17 protein-coding genes and 1 pseudogene are annotated in these 16,550 nt (G+C 67.5%); 1 reads left to right on the forward strand and 17 read right to left on the reverse strand.

The genetic code is table 11. The features are described 5' to 3' along the window. Positions 1–185: 185 nt before the first annotated feature. Positions 186–485: pseudogene (locus ACZ4QV_RS41830) on the forward strand (IS5/IS1182 family transposase); the annotation flags it as partial. Between the two features lie 8 nt (positions 486–493). Here ACZ4QV_RS41830 and rfbB read toward each other — a convergent pair. From rfbB to ACZ4QV_RS41915, 17 genes are all read right to left on the reverse strand, one after another. Continuing rightward, positions 494–1,366 (reverse strand): dTDP-glucose 4,6-dehydratase, encoded by an 873-nt coding sequence (gene rfbB, locus ACZ4QV_RS41835; RefSeq protein ID WP_467764496.1) that lies wholly within the window; start codon positions 1,364–1,366, stop codon positions 494–496. 46 nt (positions 1,367–1,412) lie between these two features. Continuing rightward, positions 1,413–2,480 (reverse strand): glucose-1-phosphate thymidylyltransferase, encoded by a 1,068-nt coding sequence (locus ACZ4QV_RS41840; RefSeq protein ID WP_467764497.1) that lies wholly within the window; start codon positions 2,478–2,480, stop codon positions 1,413–1,415. Then, entirely contained in the window at positions 2,477–3,553 is a 1,077-nt protein-coding gene (locus ACZ4QV_RS41845; RefSeq protein WP_467764498.1) for a glycosyltransferase family 2 protein, read from the reverse strand. Before ACZ4QV_RS41845 ends, ACZ4QV_RS41840 begins: the two co-directional genes overlap by 4 nt. 1 nt (position 3,554) lies before the next feature. Further along, positions 3,555–6,107 carry a class III lanthionine synthetase LanKC gene (gene lanKC, locus ACZ4QV_RS41850; RefSeq protein ID WP_467764499.1) on the reverse strand — a complete coding sequence of 851 codons (2,553 nt, stop codon included), beginning with the start codon at positions 6,105–6,107 and terminating at the stop codon, positions 3,555–3,557. Positions 6,108–6,166: 59 nt separating this feature from the next. Next, positions 6,167–7,825, reverse strand: a complete 1,659-nt coding sequence (gene mpaP / locus ACZ4QV_RS41855; protein WP_467764500.1) for a daptide biosynthesis intramembrane metalloprotease — start codon at positions 7,823–7,825, stop codon at positions 6,167–6,169. 13 nt (positions 7,826–7,838) lie between these two features. Further along, complete coding sequence (locus tag ACZ4QV_RS41860; protein ID WP_361592108.1) at positions 7,839–8,582, reverse strand: ABC transporter permease; 744 nt, start codon at positions 8,580–8,582, stop codon at positions 7,839–7,841. Continuing rightward, positions 8,575–9,333 (reverse strand): ABC transporter ATP-binding protein, encoded by a 759-nt coding sequence (locus ACZ4QV_RS41865; protein ID WP_467764501.1) that lies wholly within the window; start codon positions 9,331–9,333, stop codon positions 8,575–8,577. The genes ACZ4QV_RS41860 and ACZ4QV_RS41865 overlap by 8 nt, the downstream gene beginning before the upstream one ends. Continuing rightward, positions 9,330–9,524: a hypothetical protein gene (locus tag ACZ4QV_RS41870; RefSeq protein WP_361592104.1), complete on the reverse strand. Its 195-nt coding sequence runs from the start codon at positions 9,522–9,524 to the stop codon at positions 9,330–9,332. The genes ACZ4QV_RS41865 and ACZ4QV_RS41870 overlap by 4 nt, the downstream gene beginning before the upstream one ends. A gap of 22 nt (positions 9,525–9,546) precedes the next feature. Then, positions 9,547–9,813, reverse strand: coding sequence for a daptide-type RiPP (locus tag ACZ4QV_RS41875; protein ID WP_467764502.1), 267 nt, complete (start codon positions 9,811–9,813; stop codon positions 9,547–9,549). A 46-nt stretch (positions 9,814–9,859) separates the two neighbouring features. After that, positions 9,860–10,012, reverse strand: coding sequence for a daptide-type RiPP (locus tag ACZ4QV_RS41880; protein ID WP_361592100.1), 153 nt, complete (start codon positions 10,010–10,012; stop codon positions 9,860–9,862). Between the two features lie 43 nt (positions 10,013–10,055). After that, complete coding sequence (locus ACZ4QV_RS41885) at positions 10,056–10,220, reverse strand: daptide-type RiPP (RefSeq protein ID WP_361592098.1); 165 nt, start codon at positions 10,218–10,220, stop codon at positions 10,056–10,058. Between the two features lie 90 nt (positions 10,221–10,310). Further along, positions 10,311–10,490 carry a daptide-type RiPP gene (locus tag ACZ4QV_RS41890; protein ID WP_053803084.1) on the reverse strand — a complete coding sequence of 60 codons (180 nt, stop codon included), beginning with the start codon at positions 10,488–10,490 and terminating at the stop codon, positions 10,311–10,313. Positions 10,491–10,557: 67 nt separating this feature from the next. Continuing rightward, complete coding sequence (mpaC, locus tag ACZ4QV_RS41895; RefSeq protein ID WP_467764503.1) at positions 10,558–11,808, reverse strand: daptide-type RiPP biosynthesis dehydogenase; 1,251 nt, start codon at positions 11,806–11,808, stop codon at positions 10,558–10,560. After that, positions 11,754–13,043: a daptide-type RiPP biosynthesis aminotransferase gene (gene mpaD, locus ACZ4QV_RS41900; protein WP_361592096.1), complete on the reverse strand. Its 1,290-nt coding sequence runs from the start codon at positions 13,041–13,043 to the stop codon at positions 11,754–11,756. The genes mpaC and mpaD overlap by 55 nt, the downstream gene beginning before the upstream one ends. Before the next feature lie 11 nt (positions 13,044–13,054). Next, positions 13,055–13,867 (reverse strand): daptide-type RiPP biosynthesis methyltransferase, encoded by an 813-nt coding sequence (gene mpaM / locus ACZ4QV_RS41905; protein WP_361592094.1) that lies wholly within the window; start codon positions 13,865–13,867, stop codon positions 13,055–13,057. Between the two features lie 7 nt (positions 13,868–13,874). Further along, positions 13,875–14,957, reverse strand: a complete 1,083-nt coding sequence (mpaB, locus tag ACZ4QV_RS41910) for a daptide biosynthesis RiPP recognition protein (protein ID WP_467764504.1) — start codon at positions 14,955–14,957, stop codon at positions 13,875–13,877. 118 nt (positions 14,958–15,075) lie between these two features. Then, positions 15,076–16,035, reverse strand: a complete 960-nt coding sequence (locus tag ACZ4QV_RS41915; RefSeq protein WP_361592090.1) for an LLM class flavin-dependent oxidoreductase — start codon at positions 16,033–16,035, stop codon at positions 15,076–15,078. Positions 16,036–16,550: the final 515 nt, after the last annotated feature.

Here is a 16,550-nt window from a genome sequence, read left to right on the forward strand (position 1 = left end):
CCCGCAGGAACGGCATCCTTTCGGTGCCCTGGCAGCACGAACCGCACCTGATTCCGCACACTTCTGACCAGACTGCTGGGCGCGAGCCGGCCTCGACTTGTCAACAGGGCTCTCAGGCCCGGGCATACTCAAAGGCTCAGCTCGCGCCCCTGAATCAGCTACCACCGGCCTTCACTTCCCATTAGGCCTACTCGTCCCGCGGCAGCCGTTGCTACCTGCGCAGACGCGGCATCAAGGCAGTCATCCCGGAAAAGCGGGACCAGGCCGCCAACCGCAAGAAGAAGGGCGCGCGAGGCGGCCGACCCTTCAGCCACGACGCCGACCTCTACAAGGAACGAAACACGGTCGAGCGACTGATCAACAAGCTGAAAGCCTGGCGCGGCATCGCCACCCGCTGCGACAAGACACCCGAGAGCTACCTCGCCGGCCTCCACCTGCGTGCCGCAATGATCTGGATCGACGACCTGATCAAGACCACCGAATGATCACGACATCACACAGGCCCTAGTCGGATCTTCGACCAGTCGACGGAGTAGCGCGTGTCGTGGCCCCTGCGGTCCGAGACGTGTTCCACGCTGTCCCAGTGGGCGCCGCAGGCGACCAGAAGCCGACCGGTGAGTTCTTTGTTGGTGAGTTCTGTGCCGCCGCCGATGTTGTAGATCTCGCCCGGCCGACCGCCGTCGAGGACGAGGCGAATGGCACGGCAGTGGTCTTCAACGTGCAGCCAGTCGCGGACGTGGCCCCCGTCGCCGTAGAGGGGCACGGTCTGCCCGTCGAGGATGCGGCTGGTGAAGAGGGGAATTAGCTTCTCCGGGTACTGACGGGGCCCGTAGTTGTTGGAGCAGCGGGTGATCCGTACGTCCAGTCCGTGAGTACGGTGGTAGGCCAGTGCCATCAGATCGGCCGCCGCCTTGGAAGCCGAATAAGGGGAGCTGGGGGCGAGAGGCTGTTCCTCGGTCCACGATCCGGCAGCGATCGAGCCGTACACCTCGTCAGTGGATACCTGCACAAAGAGGCTGGTACCGGCTCGCAGCGCCGCTTCCAGCAGTGTCTGAGTCCCCAGGACATTGGTGGAGACGAACTCGGTGCCGTCAAGGATGGACCGGTCGACGTGCGACTCGGCGGCAAAGTGCACCACAGCGTCGTGACAGGCCATCAATTGCCGGACGAGTTCCGCGTCGCGGATGTCGCCGTGTATGAATTCCAGGCGTGGCTCCTGCCCCGCCCCGGGAAGGTTGGCGCGGTTGCCAGCGTAAGTCAATGCGTCCAGGACCGTGACGGTAGCGGAGCCAGCCGGGTCGGCCAGCAGCCCGTGGACGAAGTGGGAGCCGATGAATCCGGCCCCACCGGTAACAAGCAGTCTCATCGAGGTCTTCCGGGTATTGCGCAGGGGGCGTGGCGTAGGCAGGAGCTCAGGCAGCGATTTGGATCTGGCTGTGGTCGCCGAGGACCAGGCGGTGTCCGCGGGGCGCCTCGTCGGCGCCCGTGATGCGCACGGACCGGCCGATGAGGGAGTCCTCAATCCGCCCTGCTCTCACGATGCTGGCACCCTGCAGGATGATCGACGATTCCACTTCGGTCCCGTCGATCGTGCAGTCTTCGCTGATCGAGGCGAAGGGGCCGACACGGGAGTCGCGAACGACTGTACCAGCGCCGATGATCGCGGGGCCCACGATGCGGGACCGCTCGACGCATGCGCCGCGCTCGATACGGACCCTGCCGATGATGCGGCTGGCCTCGTCGGCCTCGCCCTCGACGGCCTGCTCCAGCATCTCCAGCACCGAACGGTTGACCTCCAGCATGTCGTGGACGTTGCCGGTGTCCTTCCAGTAGCCGGTGATCTTTGTGGCGCGGACGGTCCGCCCCTCGTCGATCAGTCTTTGGATTGCTTCGGTGATCTCCAGTTCACCGCGTGCCGAAGGATTGAGGCCGGCCACGGCGGTGTGCACGGCGCTGGTGAAGAAGTACACCCCTACGAGAGCAAGGTTGCTGCGGGGTGCGCTCGGCTTCTCCTCCAGCCGCGCCACCTCGCCGTCCGGGCCGAGTTCGGCGACCCCGAAGGCGCCGGGGTTGTCCACCGTCGTCAGCAGCAACCCTGCGGTCGGGCGCCGCTTACGGAAGCTTTCGACGAAGCCGGTGATCCCGCCGACGATGAAGTTGTCGCCGAGGTACATCACGAAGTCGTCCTCCCCCAGCCAATCGCGGGCCACCGAGACGGCGTGCGCCAGCCCCAAGGGGCGTTTCTGGTGCAGGTATGTGACATGGGCGCCGAAACGCGTCCCGTCGCCGAGTGCTGCACGAATCTCGGCGGCGGTGTCGCCGACGATCACACCAATGTCGGTGATGCCCGCTTCCACGATCGACCCGATGCCGTAGAACAGCACCGGTTTGTTGGCGACCGGAACGAGTTGCTTGGCGGCGGTGTGGGTGATGGGCCGTAGTCGGCTGCCGGTGCCGCCGGCCAGGACGAGGGCCTTCACCGCGCGCCGCTTCCCGAAGGGACGGCGGCGGTTCCACCCGACGTGCGCACGATGGCTTCCACCAGTGCGAACTGCTCACGCTGGGTGCGCCGCGTCAGTTCCGTGATGCGTTCGGCGTGTTCGGCGGTGGAGCACCACAGTCGCTGTGCCACTAGGTAGCGGCCGCTATCCGGGACGAGCTCCAGGTCGGGCCACGGTGGCGGCGCCTTGGTGGCAGCCTTCGTGATGGCCGCGTCGAGGTCGCCGTCCCAGCCTCTCGGCATGGTGAACTGATCGGTCGTACGCAATCGAGCGATCCAGGCGCGCGTGTCCGCTTCCGCCGCGGCGCGGAAGGCAGCCTCGTGTCGTTCGTCCCGCAGTTCCGTCATGACTGCGTGGGCCCGGCGCGGATCGTCGAAGGCTGCCACCGGCATCCGATGCCGCAACGGCGTGGCGAAGCGGCGGGTGCCGGGGTCGTCGAAGAGCTCGGTGGTGCGGTCCTGCGCTGTGGTGAAGAGGGCGCCGGCGTCGGCCAGGCGGAGCCACAGATCCCAGTCCTCCAGGCCGTAGCCGGCCCGCCAGCCGCCGACCCGCTCGGCCAGCCCGCTGCGATGGGCCACGCGCGACGGCTCGAATATGGGACCGAGCAGCTGTAGTTCGGGGTGCCAGCACAGCCCGAACGCGTCGGAGGAGGAGGTCACCTCGCCTTGCCGGTTGCGGCACCGGAAACCGGTCGCGACGATCTCGCCACCCTCCTCGAAGAGGGAGAGCACCACGTCGAGGTGGTTCTCGCGCCACACGTCGTCGTGATCGATGTAGGCGGTGTACTCGCCCCGCGCCTGGGCGAGACCCTCGTTGCGAGGACCGCTGGGATGCCCGTACCGCGCGGTGCGCACGAGGCGGATACGCCCGTCCTCGCTTGCCGCGGCGCGCACCCAGTCCTCCGTGTCGTCCGTGCAGCCATCCGACATGACCAGGAGCTCCCAGTCGGTCACCGACTGGTTCCGGACCGAGGCGATGGTGCGCACAATGGCGTCGGAACGGTTGTAGGTAGGACAGATCACCGACACCAGGGGGGAGAAGGGCCGCGCCATGTCAGCACTCCCGGGTCGGGCGGAAGAAGGGCAGGCCCGCAGCCCCGCCCGCCTGCACTGCGCAGATGGCGAGCAGGACGCCGGCGGCGCCGGTGGCGAGGTCGGCGGACAGCCGCAACGACTGGTCGCCGAAGAAGGTGAGGCGTCCGTCGAGCAGGTGGGAGTGCCACGAGAAGGCGCTTGTGTGCCGCATCAGTGCGGCGTCGCCCTCCGGGTCGCCGTTGCGCATGTGCGCGAGAGCGAGAGCCGTACCGGCCCGGCCATGAAAGAGGCCAACGTGCTGCGTGAAGCGCGGCTTCAGCACGCGGCGGATCGCGTCACGGGCCGCTGCAAGCTCAGGATCGGACCGGTGGCCGAGGGCGTCGTGGAGAACCATGCCCAAGCCTGCGCTGCCCGCAGCGAGCAACGGTGAGCGCCAGGGCGCATCATCGCCGGCGGGCCGGCCCGGGTGACCGATGTCGGCGAGGTCACGCCGCAGCGCCTCCACGGCGTGGTGCAATTGCTTGTCGTCCCTCGTCTTCTCGTACAGGCGCAGCAGGAAGAGGGCAGCGCCCGCGAGGCCGTGCAGCAAGCCGGGCCGGGGCCGTCCGGACATGGCCGGGCCGTCCTGGTCGACGAGACGGTCGGCGATGCCGACGGCTTTATCCAGCAGCATCTGGTCGCCGGTGCGGGCGGCGAAATGAAGCAGAGTGAGGCCAATGCCGGGCAAGCCGCTGTGGAAGGTGGCGTCGGCCGCGTCGAGATCCGTGCCGGATATTCGGCCAAGCAACTCGCGTGCCTCCTCCGTACGGCCGAGGCGGTCCAGGGCGTACGCGATGCCGGCAAGGCCGTCATGGAAGCCGGGCCGAGGCTCGTTGAGGTTGCTGGCGGCCCACAGCAGCCACTCGGTGTGCTCGGCCGGTGCCTGCGTACCGGCCTCAGCCAGTGCCCACAGCACGCCCGCCGCACCGTACGCGAAGGTCACGCCGCCCTGGGGCACGAGAAACTGCTGGATGTCACCGGGATAAAGACGGTCCTTACGGTCTGGGGTGGCACAGGCCACGATGCCGTCGGCGATCGAACGGCGCACAGCCGACAGACGTGACGGGTTCCAGGACTGCTCCGCAGGCAGGGCGGATGCAGAGGCTGAGCTCTTCCGGCGGACACCGGGGCCGAGGTCGTCCCAGACGCGGTCAGCGAAGTCTTCGGGCAGGGGGAAGTGGCGGCGGGCGACATCGATGAGCTGATCGACCTTTCGTGTCGACCAAGGAATCACGACTGTCATCGGTACGAACAGTGCCAGGCGCAGGCAGCCCAGGGCGTAGCGGTCAACGGCAGGTCCGCAGTAGTCGGTGGGGGCGCGGAAGCCGGGTGCGCCGATGGACTGCCGAGCGTCGGCCCGCGCCTCGCTGCTCGCTTCGTAATCGATGAATGCGATGCTGTCGTCATCGCGGACCAGCACGTTGCTCGGATGCAGGTCTCCGAAGACGACGCCGCGTTCGTGCATCTCCTGTACGCCGGCTTCGATCTCGTCCAGGATGCGCAGGGCCCACCGCGCGTATGGGGTGGCCTCGTCAGCCGGTAGTTCTTGGTTGAGCAGCGGGTTGCGCTTTTCCATCTCCTTGAACAGCCCGCTGCCCGCCACGTATTCGCGCGTCAGGAAGTAGTGCTCGCTGCCGATGCGGTAATCGATGAGGCGGGGGGTGCGGGGCAGGCCGGCGAGGCGCTCCAGCGCCCAGTGCTCGCGCTCCAGTCGGGCCACGGCGTCCGCGCCGGTGTCGTCCAGGCCGGCCAGCGGGCGGGCTTCTTTGAGCAGCACGGTAGAGCCGTCACGGGTGTCGGTCGCCTCGTACACGCCGCCGCCGTTGGAGAAGTGCAGTGCCCTGGTAGCGCGGAAGGGGAAATCGCGCAGTGTGCCCGCGTTGCGGGCGGCGAGGGAATCAGTGAGGCATGCGGGCATCGGTGCCCAGGCGGGCGGCCGGAAACTCGGGCCGCGGTGGTCGGGCACGAGATTGCCGTCGGGGTCGCTGATGCAGTCCACCAGCGCGCCGGTCTCGTTGCGGATGGTCCGCTCGATGAACCCGCCGTAGCGTACGTACAGCGGGCAGCCGGCACGCCAACGCAGGTCGCTGAGGATGTACGGGCCCTTGCTGCCGTCAAGGAGGTCGCCCAGTTCCTGCAGCAGCGTCGCCAAGTGCTCGTCGTCGAGGGGGTAGACGGTGATGAACTTTCCGCTGGCGCTGCGGTCGCCGTACTTGTTGTTGCGGCGGAACATCACCCGGGTGTCGCGTAGGTACTTGAAGGTCACTTCGCGCGGTACGCAGTAGTTCCACACAGTCTCCAGGGCCGCCCTGGCATTCTCCATGGTGGCGGAGACGTGGATCTTCCAGCCCTGGAGGGGAAGATCCACGGCCGGGGGAATCATGACGGCCCAGTCGGCGTTGAATTCGCGCCGCCAGTGCTCCGGCACAGTGGCGAAGGCCTCGCCGAAGGCATCAGTGGCGGAGTCTTCGCTGACAGCGGGCTTGTCGTAGAACAGCCCATCGGGCTGGCAATAGATCAGGTGCTGAAGCATGGTGATGAAGTTCCCTGGTCGAGCAGTGGCCGCAGGTGGTGGGCAGATGTGCGGCTAGGTCACCAGCGCCAGGCCGGTGCTACGCATTCGCTGTAGAGCCAGTTCCACAGCGGCAGCTTCCCGGCATTCACAGCGGCCGTGCCGACCCGGTCGGCCGGGGCATCGGTCCCGGTGAGCCGGTAGCTCATAACCGGCTGCGGCAGGCTGTCGGTTTGTACAGGCAGGAAGGCAGACAGCGGCGCGGTGGTGTTCTTCCCCTGGGCGTCGGCCACCACGGCGGTGCCCATTTTCGCTTTAGCGGCCAATCCGGAGCGGAACAGATCTACGGTCGTGCCCTCCTCGATAGCGGAACGGTCGGCGGAGGAGGGCAGCACCAGGTTCAGCTCGCTCCCGGAGTTGCGGACGTAGCCGCCGGAAACGGTGTAAGGCAACCTTACCCACAATAGCAGCGCGCTCACGGCGGCGAGGGTGAGCACCGTAGCAGCGCACATACGCCATGCGCGGGCGCCCGCCGCGCGTGCCTCGCCGAGCAGCCGCTTGAAGCCGCGGGCGAGGTGATACAGGAAGTAGCCGATGCCGAACAGCATGAGCGAGGCGCCGATCGGGCCGAGGCGCTGCACGGTGTCGGCCCACAACCTCATGGCGCTGATGACGATGTAGAACGGGAAGGCCAGGCAGGCCAGGCCATAGATGACCGACCAGGGCAGCTGGGGCAGTTCCCGGCTGTAGCGGCCGCCGAAGAGAACCTTGGCGATGAAGCGGCGACCGTCGGTCATGGCGCGGTCCCGCAGATGCGGCAGGTCCAGGTGGCTCATCAATGCGATGTAGCCGTCGAGTTTGATGAAGGGCAGCAAGTTCAGCAGACCGGACACATACGTGGACACGGTGAAAACGAGCAGGCCAGCATGGATCGAGGCATTACCCACGAACAGGGTTGCGATACCCGTACCACCCGCAATCACCGCCTGTGTAGTGATGCCGGCCAGCGCCACGCGCACACGATGCGCCTTGTCCGGCAGCCGCCAGCCGTCGGAGACGTCGCAGAAGAAGGCTGGGGAGAGGTAGAACAGCATCACGCCCATGCGGCTCGGGCGGCCACCGTAGTAGGTGAGCACCGCGCCGTGGCCCATCTCGTGCACGAACGTGGTGGCAAGCATCGCGCAAGCCACGGCGAGGTAGACGGTGATCGGCAGCGGCTGGCTGAGTGCGGTATGCAGCTCGCTGCCCTGGGCGGCCAGGGCCAGCAAGCCGCCCAGGACGGCCACCGCCGCCCCCACGGCTGCGGCCCGGTGGGCCAGAGCCCTGATCAGGGGCGTCAGCCGGCGCAGGACACGCTCCGGCTTGAGAATGGTGAACTGCAAGGTCAGGGGCGGGACAAAGCGGATCCAAGTACCCCGCTCCTTCCGCTTGCGTCCTGTACCTCCATCGTGCAGCAGCCGGGAGTCCGCCAGTTTCCGCACCGCGAGGCCCACGACATCCGGAGTCCACGGTGGCCCCAGAACCTCGGCGAGCCCCGCGTGGTCGCGCGTGCCGTCCACGGTGCGCGCGAGCCGTGCCAAGTCGGCCTGGACCCGGAAGTACTGGTGCCGGCCGCGCTGGATGACCCAGGGCGCGCCTTCTTTGTCCGGCGTGTGGACGGTCACGTCATCGGCGATGCGTGGCCGGGCCAGCGCAGCGGGGGACGGCTCGCGGGTCGCGGTTGCGTTTCTGTAGGACATGGCTGGGCCGGCCTTACGTGATGTCGCGGGTGAGGAACAGCTTGCGGGCGCCGAACCAGGCGATCGCCAGCCAGCCGCCGATGACCAGGAAAGCGACAGGTTCCGAGAGCAGTTCTGGCTTGTCATCGCGGTACACCGAACTCATGGCGATGGTCATCAGGAACTTGCCGACCTCGGGAATCAGCCGCACCAGGGCTGGATCGACGAGCAGTGTGAGGGCGATCAGCGCCACCACCGCACCGACCTGGTGCCGGATGATCCAGCCGAGGAGGACGCCCCAGGGCCCGGCGAGCACGTTGCAGGCGAAGACGCCTGCAGCGATCAGCCACGTCTCCCGGGTGATCGCTGGATCGTGACCGGAAGTGGCCAGCGTGCCCCAGGTGACGCCAAGCGCCAAAGCGACGGCGAGCAGCCCTGACAAGGCACCGATCGCCGTACCCACCAGCGCCTTGGCGGCGAACAGGCGGGAGCGGGTACCACCGAGCAGGACCGAACGGCCGATGGTGCCGGAAGTGTACTCGCGGGTGACGAAAATCGCGCCGAAGAGCGCCGCGAACAGAAACGTCATCATCCACGCACGCACCGAGTCGTTGGTGATGGTGGTGAGGCCCATGTGCTGCTCGGTGATCTTCTTGTCGGGCTCACTGGCGTATCCCAGAGAGGCGAGCAGTGACATGAAAGCCCCGGAGCCGGCGAGGACGAGCCAGGTGCGGCCAACCCATGCCTTCATCCACTCGGCGGAAAGCAGGTCACGCATCGACCCGCCCCCTTGCGGTCGCGCCTGTCGTGGTGCCCGGCGAGGAGCCGACCAGCGAGAAGAAGCGATCCTCCAAACTCTCTGCGCCCTCAGAGGTGAGCTCGCTCAAGGGGCCCGCATACCGCACAGTGCGCTGCACGATGACCACGTCGTCCACGGTTTGCTCGATCTCAGCCAGCAGGTGGCTCGAGACCAGAACGGTGCGCCCTTCTTCTGCCAGCGAGCGCAACGTCATGCGCAGCCAGCGGATGCCGTCTGGGTCGAGACCATTGGCGGGCTCGTCGAGCACCAGCAGCTCGGCGTCGGGCAGCAGTGCGGTGGCCAGGGAGAGGCGCTGCTTCATGCCCGTCGAGTAGCCCTTGACCGCGCGGTCGGCCCGGTCGTCCAGTCCGACCCGGCCGAGCACCTCGTCCGCGCGTGAGGTCGGCAGCCCCAGAGCGCGGGCCCAGATACCCAGTTCGCGGCGGGCAGTGGTGCCCGGCAGCGGATTGATGCCATCCATGCTGACGCCGATACGGTGTGCGGCGCGCGGCAGGTCCTGGTAACGGTGGCCGAAGACGGTGGCCGTGCCCGACGTGGGCCGCATCAAGCCCAGCAGCATGCGCAGGGTGGTTGTCTTCCCCGCACCATTGCGGCCGAGCAGGCCCACGACCCGACCGGAGCGAACGTTGAGGGAGACGTCCTCCACTGCTTTCACGGCACCGAACTGCTTGGTCAGGCCCCGGAGTTCTATTACGTTGTCGCCGCTCATCGGCGCTCAGCGTGAATGTTCGCGACGATGCGGGCGGAACAGCCGATGATGGCCACGGCAGTCACGCCCAGGAAAATCCACTGGGCAAGGCCGCTGAATACAGCGTTGCCGGCCACAAGCACCAACACGAGGATCATGGACGCAATGGAGAGTTTCACATTGGCTTGCTGGAAATTCTGGTTTTCGCTCATGTCGAGTCCTTGCTTCTCGCGTTCAGTGCTTGCGGGGTTCCGCGGCAACGAACGTCATTGCCGCGGAACCCGGTGTCAAACTTTCATCGCACGGGCCCTCAGGATGGACCGCGCGTTGCACCGTGTGGGAACGGCTCAGGTGGCTACAGAGATGGCACTGTAGAGCGCGATGGAGCCGAGGCATGATCGTGGCTCCCTCCTTGAAACCGGACCAGAAGTCGGGGGCCTCCATGGCCTCCAGCTCCTGCAGGCCAAGCTCCAGCTCCTGCTCGAACTTGTATTCCTGCATGTCTCACTCCTCTTCTGTTCCAAAATTCAACGGGAAACGGTGCTGGTCAGGTAGCGACGCTGACCGAGATGCCCAGGGCGGCGCTGCCCACAGCGCTCACGGCCACCGACCACCAGCCGGGGGCCTCCATGGCCTCCAGCTCTTGAAGGCCCAGCTCCAGCACCGGGTCAGTCGCCTCCTGGAAAGAAATCTCCTGCATGTCACACCTCCTCTTCTGCACTTCGCGGCCCGGCTTGCACGCCTCAGGTGAGGACGCTCACCGTGCTCGCGACGAAACTGCCGACCGCGCTGGCCACAATGCCGGCGCCGCTCCAGAAACCGGGGGCCTCCATGGCCTCCAGCTCTTGAAGGCCCAGCTCCAGCGAGGGGTCGAAGCCTGCAGTCTCTTCAAGGGTGTTCTCCTGCACGTCACACCTCCTTTCCTGGTGGTTTGCTCTGTCCGGTCGACCGGGCCGCGATTGCACTCAGCAGGCCGCGGCCCGGTCCACCGCGGGACATCAGGTGGCGATGGAAACCGCGCTGTAGCCGACGAGCGACACGACGCCCATGCCCGCTCCGACTCCCAGAGCAGTGGACCACCAGTCCGGGGCTTCCATGGCCTCCAGTTCCTGAAGGCCCAGTTCCAGGTCGACCGAGGCCAACTGCTCCGTCGCCGTGGCGGCGTACGCGTTCTGCATAGTCTTCTCCTTTCCGTGTTTCAGTGGACTTGCATGTCATCCGCGCCCCGCAAAGGGCTTGGAAGCTTCATTTGCCGGACTCGGGCACGGCGTTGGACAGCAGGCGGCGGACATCGTCGGCCACCAGCCCGCCGAGCATCGGCAGCCCGGCGCCCCAGGTACGTACCGTCCGCTGCGCGACGGTGTCCAGCAGGGCCGTGTCCGCGGTGAGCCGACGCTCGATGCGCCAGGCGTCGATCAGGGCGCGTACGCCCGCGCCCGGATCGGCCGGGAGCGGCTGGGTCCCAGTCATGCGCAGGCGTGCCCACATCCGCCGCAACCGCGCTGCCGAACCGAGGCGGCTCTCGCCGTCCGCGATCGCCTGCCACAAAGGCGGCAGGAGGGCCGCGACGGCAGTCATCTTGCGCACTCCCAGAGTCCACGACAGCTCGTTGGCGAGGAGCCAACCCTTGACTGCATAGGGGTCGCGGCCGTGGTGCAGCCAAGCGTTGTGGCTGTGACCACTGACCTTGGCGATCTCCAGCCGCAGCGCATCGTCGGCCACGACGCCGGATGGGTCAGCAGGCCGGACGGCTGCCAGCGCATGCCCGAGCCCCACCAGGCGCACGGCCACAGTCTCGACCAGCATGTCCTCGGTCGGCGCAGCCCGGTGGTCGCCGATATAGGGGCTGACTACTCGGAAAAGCGCCTCCAGGACGCCTTCCGCCAGCAGTTCACCGGGCAGGGTGGCCGTTGCCGCCGCGTCCAGCACCGCGACCTCCGGCTGCAGGGCCATGCCCAGAACCAGCCGTTTGCCGCCGGGGTGTACGAGGCAAGCCGCACCGCTGACCTCCGTGCCGGTGCCCAGCGTGGTGGGGACCGCCACAAGCGGTGTCTTGCGGCCGGTGAACTCCGGCAGGGTGATCAGGCCGCTGCGCTGCGGCACCGTCAGCCGGGTGCGGACATCCCGGTCATCACGCGCCACGGTCGCCAGTTTCACCTGGTCCAGCAGCGAGCCGCCCCCGACACCGATCACCAGCTCGCTGTCTGCAAGCTGGTCGGCCAACGCGATGACGCTCTGCACATCGCCCGCACCCGTCAGTGCCAAGAAGTCGACCTGCCGTCCCGGCGACTCCACCAGCCTACGCGCCTTTGTGACGATGTCCGAGTCCTTCAGCGCGGAGTCCACGAGCACGGTGATTCTACGCTCTGTCCGTCTCCCGAGCCAGCGACCGAATGTCGCGCAACCATGCAACACGGAGGCGGCTGCACCAGTGTCGTTGCTCACTGCCGCATCCCGGTACCCGCGACATGCGCGTTCAGGCCAGCCTGAACGCACTCCAGCAGCTCAGTAAGGTCGTGCTCAGCGTAGGTCAGAGCCGGAAAGAGCTGGACACCGTTCACACCGGGATGCACGATGGCACCCGCCTGCCGGATCGCCGCCACCAGTTCCGGCACCTCGGGCTGCGGCAGCGGTGAGCCGTCAGCTCGCAAGAACCGCAGCGAGCGGAAGCAGCCGAGCCCGGTCGTCGCTGCGACCAGCGGGTGAGTAGCGACGAGCTCGGCCAGCGCTGCATCCAAGTGAGCGGCGAGCCGCTTGCCCATCGCGACCGCGTCCAGCCGCCGCATCTCGGAGATGGTGGCGAGAATCGTCGCACACGTGACGGGCGTGCCAGCCTGCGTCTCCCCGTGGGTGAGGACCGCACTGTCGTCCTCAAAAGCGGCTGCCACCGAGCGGGCGGCGACCACGACAGCTGCCGCGCTCGTGCCGTTGGTCAGCCCCTTGGACGCGATCAGCAGATCCGGTTGCCCGGCCCACTCCTGAGAAGCGAAGAAGGAACCCGTCCTGCCGAAGCCGGTCGCCACTTCATCGGCCACCAGCAGGAAGCCGTATTCACGGCGTAGCCGCAGCAGCTCGGCCACGTACTCCCGCGTCAGTGGCACCGCGCCGCTGCCCAGCACCGGTTCGACGACCACCGCCGCCACCTGTGAACCCTGTCGCCGCAGCAACTCGGCGATGTCGCCGGGGTCGTTGGGCGTCACATGCCGAATCAAACGCTGGTCCACGCCGTACAACTGCTGCCCCAGGTCCTCCCCGGTCAGCCCGAAGCTGCCGTAGGTCAAGCCGTGATAGCTGCCGCGCAAACCGACGACGACCTTGCGCCGCCCCTCGCCGCGCAGGGCGTGGTAGTGCCGGGCGACCTTCATCGCCAGGTCGTTGGCGGCACCTCCGGACGTCGAGAACAACACGCGCCCGTAGTAGTCCGCGCCACAGACCTCAAGCAGGGCAGCCGCGGCCCGGCGGGCGTAGGCATTCTCGTAGCGGAAGACACTCAGGTACGAGGCGTCCCGCAGGGCCTGAGCGGCCGCATCGGCGATGGCCGCGTTGCCATAACCGATGTTGGTGTTCCACAGCCCGCTGGAGCCGTCCAGCAGTTCCCGGCCGTCGGCGAAGCGGACCCGGACGCCTGCCGCCGCGACCGCGCACAGCTCATCGCGGCCTTGCAGCCCAGGGGGCAGGAGGGAGGGCCACAGCGGATGCGTCGCGCCTTCCTCGGTACTCACGTCGTTCACGAAAGTCTCCGTCATGCCATGGCCTCGGCTTCCAGCAGCACACTCGGGTGCCGAGCGCCCGCCATCGGCAGCGGATGCCGGGCCCGTACGGCGAAGCCCGCCCCCGCGAGCTCGGCCTCCAATTGGTTGGCCGACAGCACGCCGATGGTGGTGGTGCACACGTGCACCTCCTGCTCACCGGTCACGTCGAACCCGTCGGGGAAGATCGTGACGGTGCGCGCGGCATCACCGGGCGCCCAGTACTCGTACATGCGATACGTGGCCGCACCCGTGGGGACGGTCAGCTCGGCCTCGATGTCACTGGAGCGTGCCGCGTCCATCTCCACGGTCGACAGCAGGAACCGGCCGCCTTCCGCAAGGTGTTCCTGTACGCAGCGGTACAGGCCAGGCCGCCCGGTCTCGTCCAAGAGAGAAATGGAGGTGGTGCCGAGCACTACCGCTGCGAAGCGCTGCTCGAGCGAGAAGTCACTCATGTCGCCCCGGACCACCGTGCAGCGCTCCCGCAGCGCCGCAGGACCAGTGGCGAGACGGTCCGTAAGCAGCCCCAGCATGCTCGGCGACAGCTCCAGCGCCGTCACCTCGCGGCCCAGGGCCAGGAAGGGCATGGTCAGCCTGCCGGAGCCGGCCGCCAGGTCCAGGACGGGGCCGGGCAGCTGCCGGATGACAGCCAAAAGCTCGCGGACCTCATGGTCACCCTGGGCGGCCAGGTGGTGGTAGACCGACGAGCCGTAGGTGTCGTACATGCCATGCAGGACGGCGCGGTCACCGAGGGCCGCGAGCAGTTCACCGGCCCGGCCGGGAGGGGCCGTCGTGGTCGCGGACACGGTCCTCTCACCGCCCCGCCCGGGAGCGTTCGCAGGGCTGGGCGCGCAGGTGCACACTCATGTCGGCGAGGGCTCGCTCCATCTGCAGGAGCTTCTCCGGGGCGGCGTGCGCTGCGGCGGCGTCGACGGAACCGCAGACCAGCAGCGCTTCGACGAGCGCTGCCGCCTCCCGGCGCAGCTGCATCATCCGGTTGGTGTTCGCTACGTATACGTAGGCTGCTTCGTCGGTCCACAGCAGCAGCGGCACCTCGGTGCCCATAGCGTCGGCAGGATTCGAGATCTTGGCCAGCGCCGGCAGGAACCGGCCACCGAAGCCTGAGACCGACGCGCCGGTCGTCGCTCGGCCGGCGAGATTTCGCAGCGCGTCGAGTGCCGCAAGGTAGCGGCCCAGCCAGGGCCGTTCCGCGAGCCCGGTGGTACGGACCTCATCGGGTACAGCCGCGCCAAGGCTGACTGCACAGGGCCGGTCAGCATCGTCGTTGACGCGGCTCCATTCGGCTTCGAATACTGCCACGCTCTCACCGGCCACACCCAGAGGGCGGCCGCCAGGAGAGGTCGACACGGCACCTGTGGCTGCGACGTACAGCCGCAGCGCGGGGCCGGAGCTGGCATGCGCGGCGCCGAGCGCCGGCAGATCTGCGAGTTGGACTGCTGGGGAAGCGAGAAATTCCGGGAACGTGCCGTCCTGCCGGGCCCGGTCGGCATCTGCGACGTAGGCTTCGAAGTCCGCCGTGTCAGCGACGCGCACCAAGGTGGGGCCGATCACCGACATGTAGCCGCTGATTCCGTAGCTCTGCACCTGCAGGTAGAAGTCGGTGCCAAGAGAGAACTCGGCGCCGGACTCGCCGACCGAACCGCCGTAGACGGCTACGTCGGGGCCGCTGCCATCCGCGGTGTCGGCCTGGGAGAATTCAGGCGCGAAGACCAGAGTGTCTGCACCGACGACATCCGAGGCGAAGACTTGTGCGAGGTGCTCGGAGCTTTCCAGGACGACCGTGCGGCGGCCGTTCTGCGGCTCGGTGCCGGATGTCTCCTGCTGACTGTCGCGCCCCGTGGCCCAGGCCATCAGGCGCTCCTTGATCTTGGGCATGGTTCCCCTTCGTGGTGCAGCGCATCGCCTCGCACAGCCCGCGCAGAACACGGGAGGATGCGGGTGCGCCAGTCGATGTGCCTGCTCGGTACGGGTGTTGCCGTACCGAGCAGCGGTGTCAGGCCAACGCGGCCAGGAGGGTCTTGAGTTCGTCCATGGCGGCCTGCGGGCCGTAGACGTTGCAGACGCCAGTGACGTTGAGGACGATCTCGTCCACGCCGGCTGCCTCGTACGCCTTCAATTGCCCGGCCAGGTCATCCAGGTCGCCGGAGAGGAACGCTCCACCGGAGACGAGCGCCTCAGCGTTGGCCTTCTCGTCCGATCCGGCGACGTCGATCCCCGACCTGCGCAGCATGTCGATGTAGTGCGGACCCTTCATATGTGCGCCGTTGCCGGCCAGGGCGAGTTCGGCAGCCGCGCGGCCGGGTCCGGTGAGGGCCAGCGGCACCATGGCCGTCAGTCTGGGCCGACCCCGGCCGGCCTTTTCGGCCCCTTCGGTCATTGCTGGGATCACGGTGTCGCGTAGGTAGGCGGCAGGTGTCATCCAGGTGATGGCCACGTCGGCCACCTCCCCGGCGAGCCGGGCCATACCCGCTCGTAGCACTCCGAGGCCCACCTCGACCTTGGGCGCCGGGAAGGGTGGCAAAGCCATGTGGCCGGAAACGTATTCTCCGTCGGAGTCGACCGGCGCACCGTCGAGTAGTCCGCGTACCGCTGTGAGGTATTCACGTGCCAGCGTCAGAGGGCTGCGGTAGGGCTCTCCCAACAGACTTTGCTGAAAGGGCCGTGCCCCCGGGCCGACGCCCGCGACCACCGGATGCCCCGTGGTCATCGCCAGAGACCGGGCCTGTAGGGCAGCCTCGTACGGGTGCCGCAACGGCATGAGCGTGACGCCAAGCCCAACGGGCACACGGAAGCCCGCTCCAGCGGCGTAGGCGAAGCCTTGGTGCGGCTCGACCATGAGCGCCTGCCCTTGCCACAGCCTTTCGGCGTGGGTCCAGTGCACCATCGCCGCGTATGGCAGGACTTGTTCCGGCCGACGAGGCAAAAAGGGCATGAGGACTGAGTAGGCGGTCATCGGTTGAATCCGTTCTTGATGGTCAATGGCTTCGCTTTGATGGCCGGCCGAGCCTTACCTCCGCCCCGATGTGCCGTCCAGGCAACGGGCCCCCTTGGACGGATGGCGCGCTCCCCCACGCGACCGTGGATTTCAACGCGCCGCTCCGCACACCCCTCAAAGACACACAAGGCCCCGCGGCCACCGACGGAGCGAGGAGCCGCCTACCGATCACACCCTCTAACGCACTGGCTGACTGTCGAGTCGATCCCCCGCGCCGTCTATCGACCTAGACAACGTAACGTGGTGAATATACGTCCCGAGCCCTCGATGCTGTCAAGTTCAGTAGGCTCGCGTAGCGACCAGCGCAACAGGAGCATCCATCAAAGTAGACAAGGTTAGGCTTCAAACACTACTACTAGGCCCAATGCTGTTGCTTTACGACCTTGCGGGTTGAGGTCTGCGGATGCGGACGGCTCGTGCTCCGGCGAGGGTGGGTTGGGGCCAGGTGCGGTGGCCGGCACGTTTGAGCCGGT

The sequence above is a fragment of the Streptomyces sp. NPDC026394 genome, assembly GCF_055567735.1.

Bases quoted from the DNA above. Each gene is read 5' to 3' on its own strand.
- rfbB (WP_467764496.1), bottom strand. From the start codon at position 1,366: ATGAGACTGCTTGTTACCGGTGGGGCCGGATTCATCGGCTCCCACTTC.
- ACZ4QV_RS41845 (WP_467764498.1), bottom strand. From the start codon at position 3,553: ATGGCGCGGCCCTTCTCCCCCCTGGTGTCGGTGATCTGTCCTACCTAC.
- lanKC (WP_467764499.1), bottom strand. From the start codon at position 6,107: ATGCTTCAGCACCTGATCTATTGCCAGCCCGATGGGCTGTTCTACGAC.
- mpaP (WP_467764500.1), bottom strand. From the start codon at position 7,825: ATGTCCTACAGAAACGCAACCGCGACCCGCGAGCCGTCCCCCGCTGCG.
- ACZ4QV_RS41860 (WP_361592108.1), bottom strand. From the start codon at position 8,582: ATGCGTGACCTGCTTTCCGCCGAGTGGATGAAGGCATGGGTTGGCCGC.
- ACZ4QV_RS41865 (WP_467764501.1), bottom strand. From the start codon at position 9,333: ATGAGCGGCGACAACGTAATAGAACTCCGGGGCCTGACCAAGCAGTTC.
- ACZ4QV_RS41870 (WP_361592104.1), bottom strand. From the start codon at position 9,524: ATGAGCGAAAACCAGAATTTCCAGCAAGCCAATGTGAAACTCTCCATT.
- ACZ4QV_RS41875 (WP_467764502.1), bottom strand. From the start codon at position 9,813: ATGCAGGAATACAAGTTCGAGCAGGAGCTGGAGCTTGGCCTGCAGGAG.
- ACZ4QV_RS41880 (WP_361592100.1), bottom strand. From the start codon at position 10,012: ATGCAGGAGATTTCTTTCCAGGAGGCGACTGACCCGGTGCTGGAGCTG.
- ACZ4QV_RS41890 (WP_053803084.1), bottom strand. From the start codon at position 10,490: ATGCAGAACGCGTACGCCGCCACGGCGACGGAGCAGTTGGCCTCGGTC.
- mpaB (WP_467764504.1), bottom strand. From the start codon at position 14,957: ATGCCCAAGATCAAGGAGCGCCTGATGGCCTGGGCCACGGGGCGCGAC.
- ACZ4QV_RS41915 (WP_361592090.1), bottom strand. From the start codon at position 16,035: ATGACCGCCTACTCAGTCCTCATGCCCTTTTTGCCTCGTCGGCCGGAA.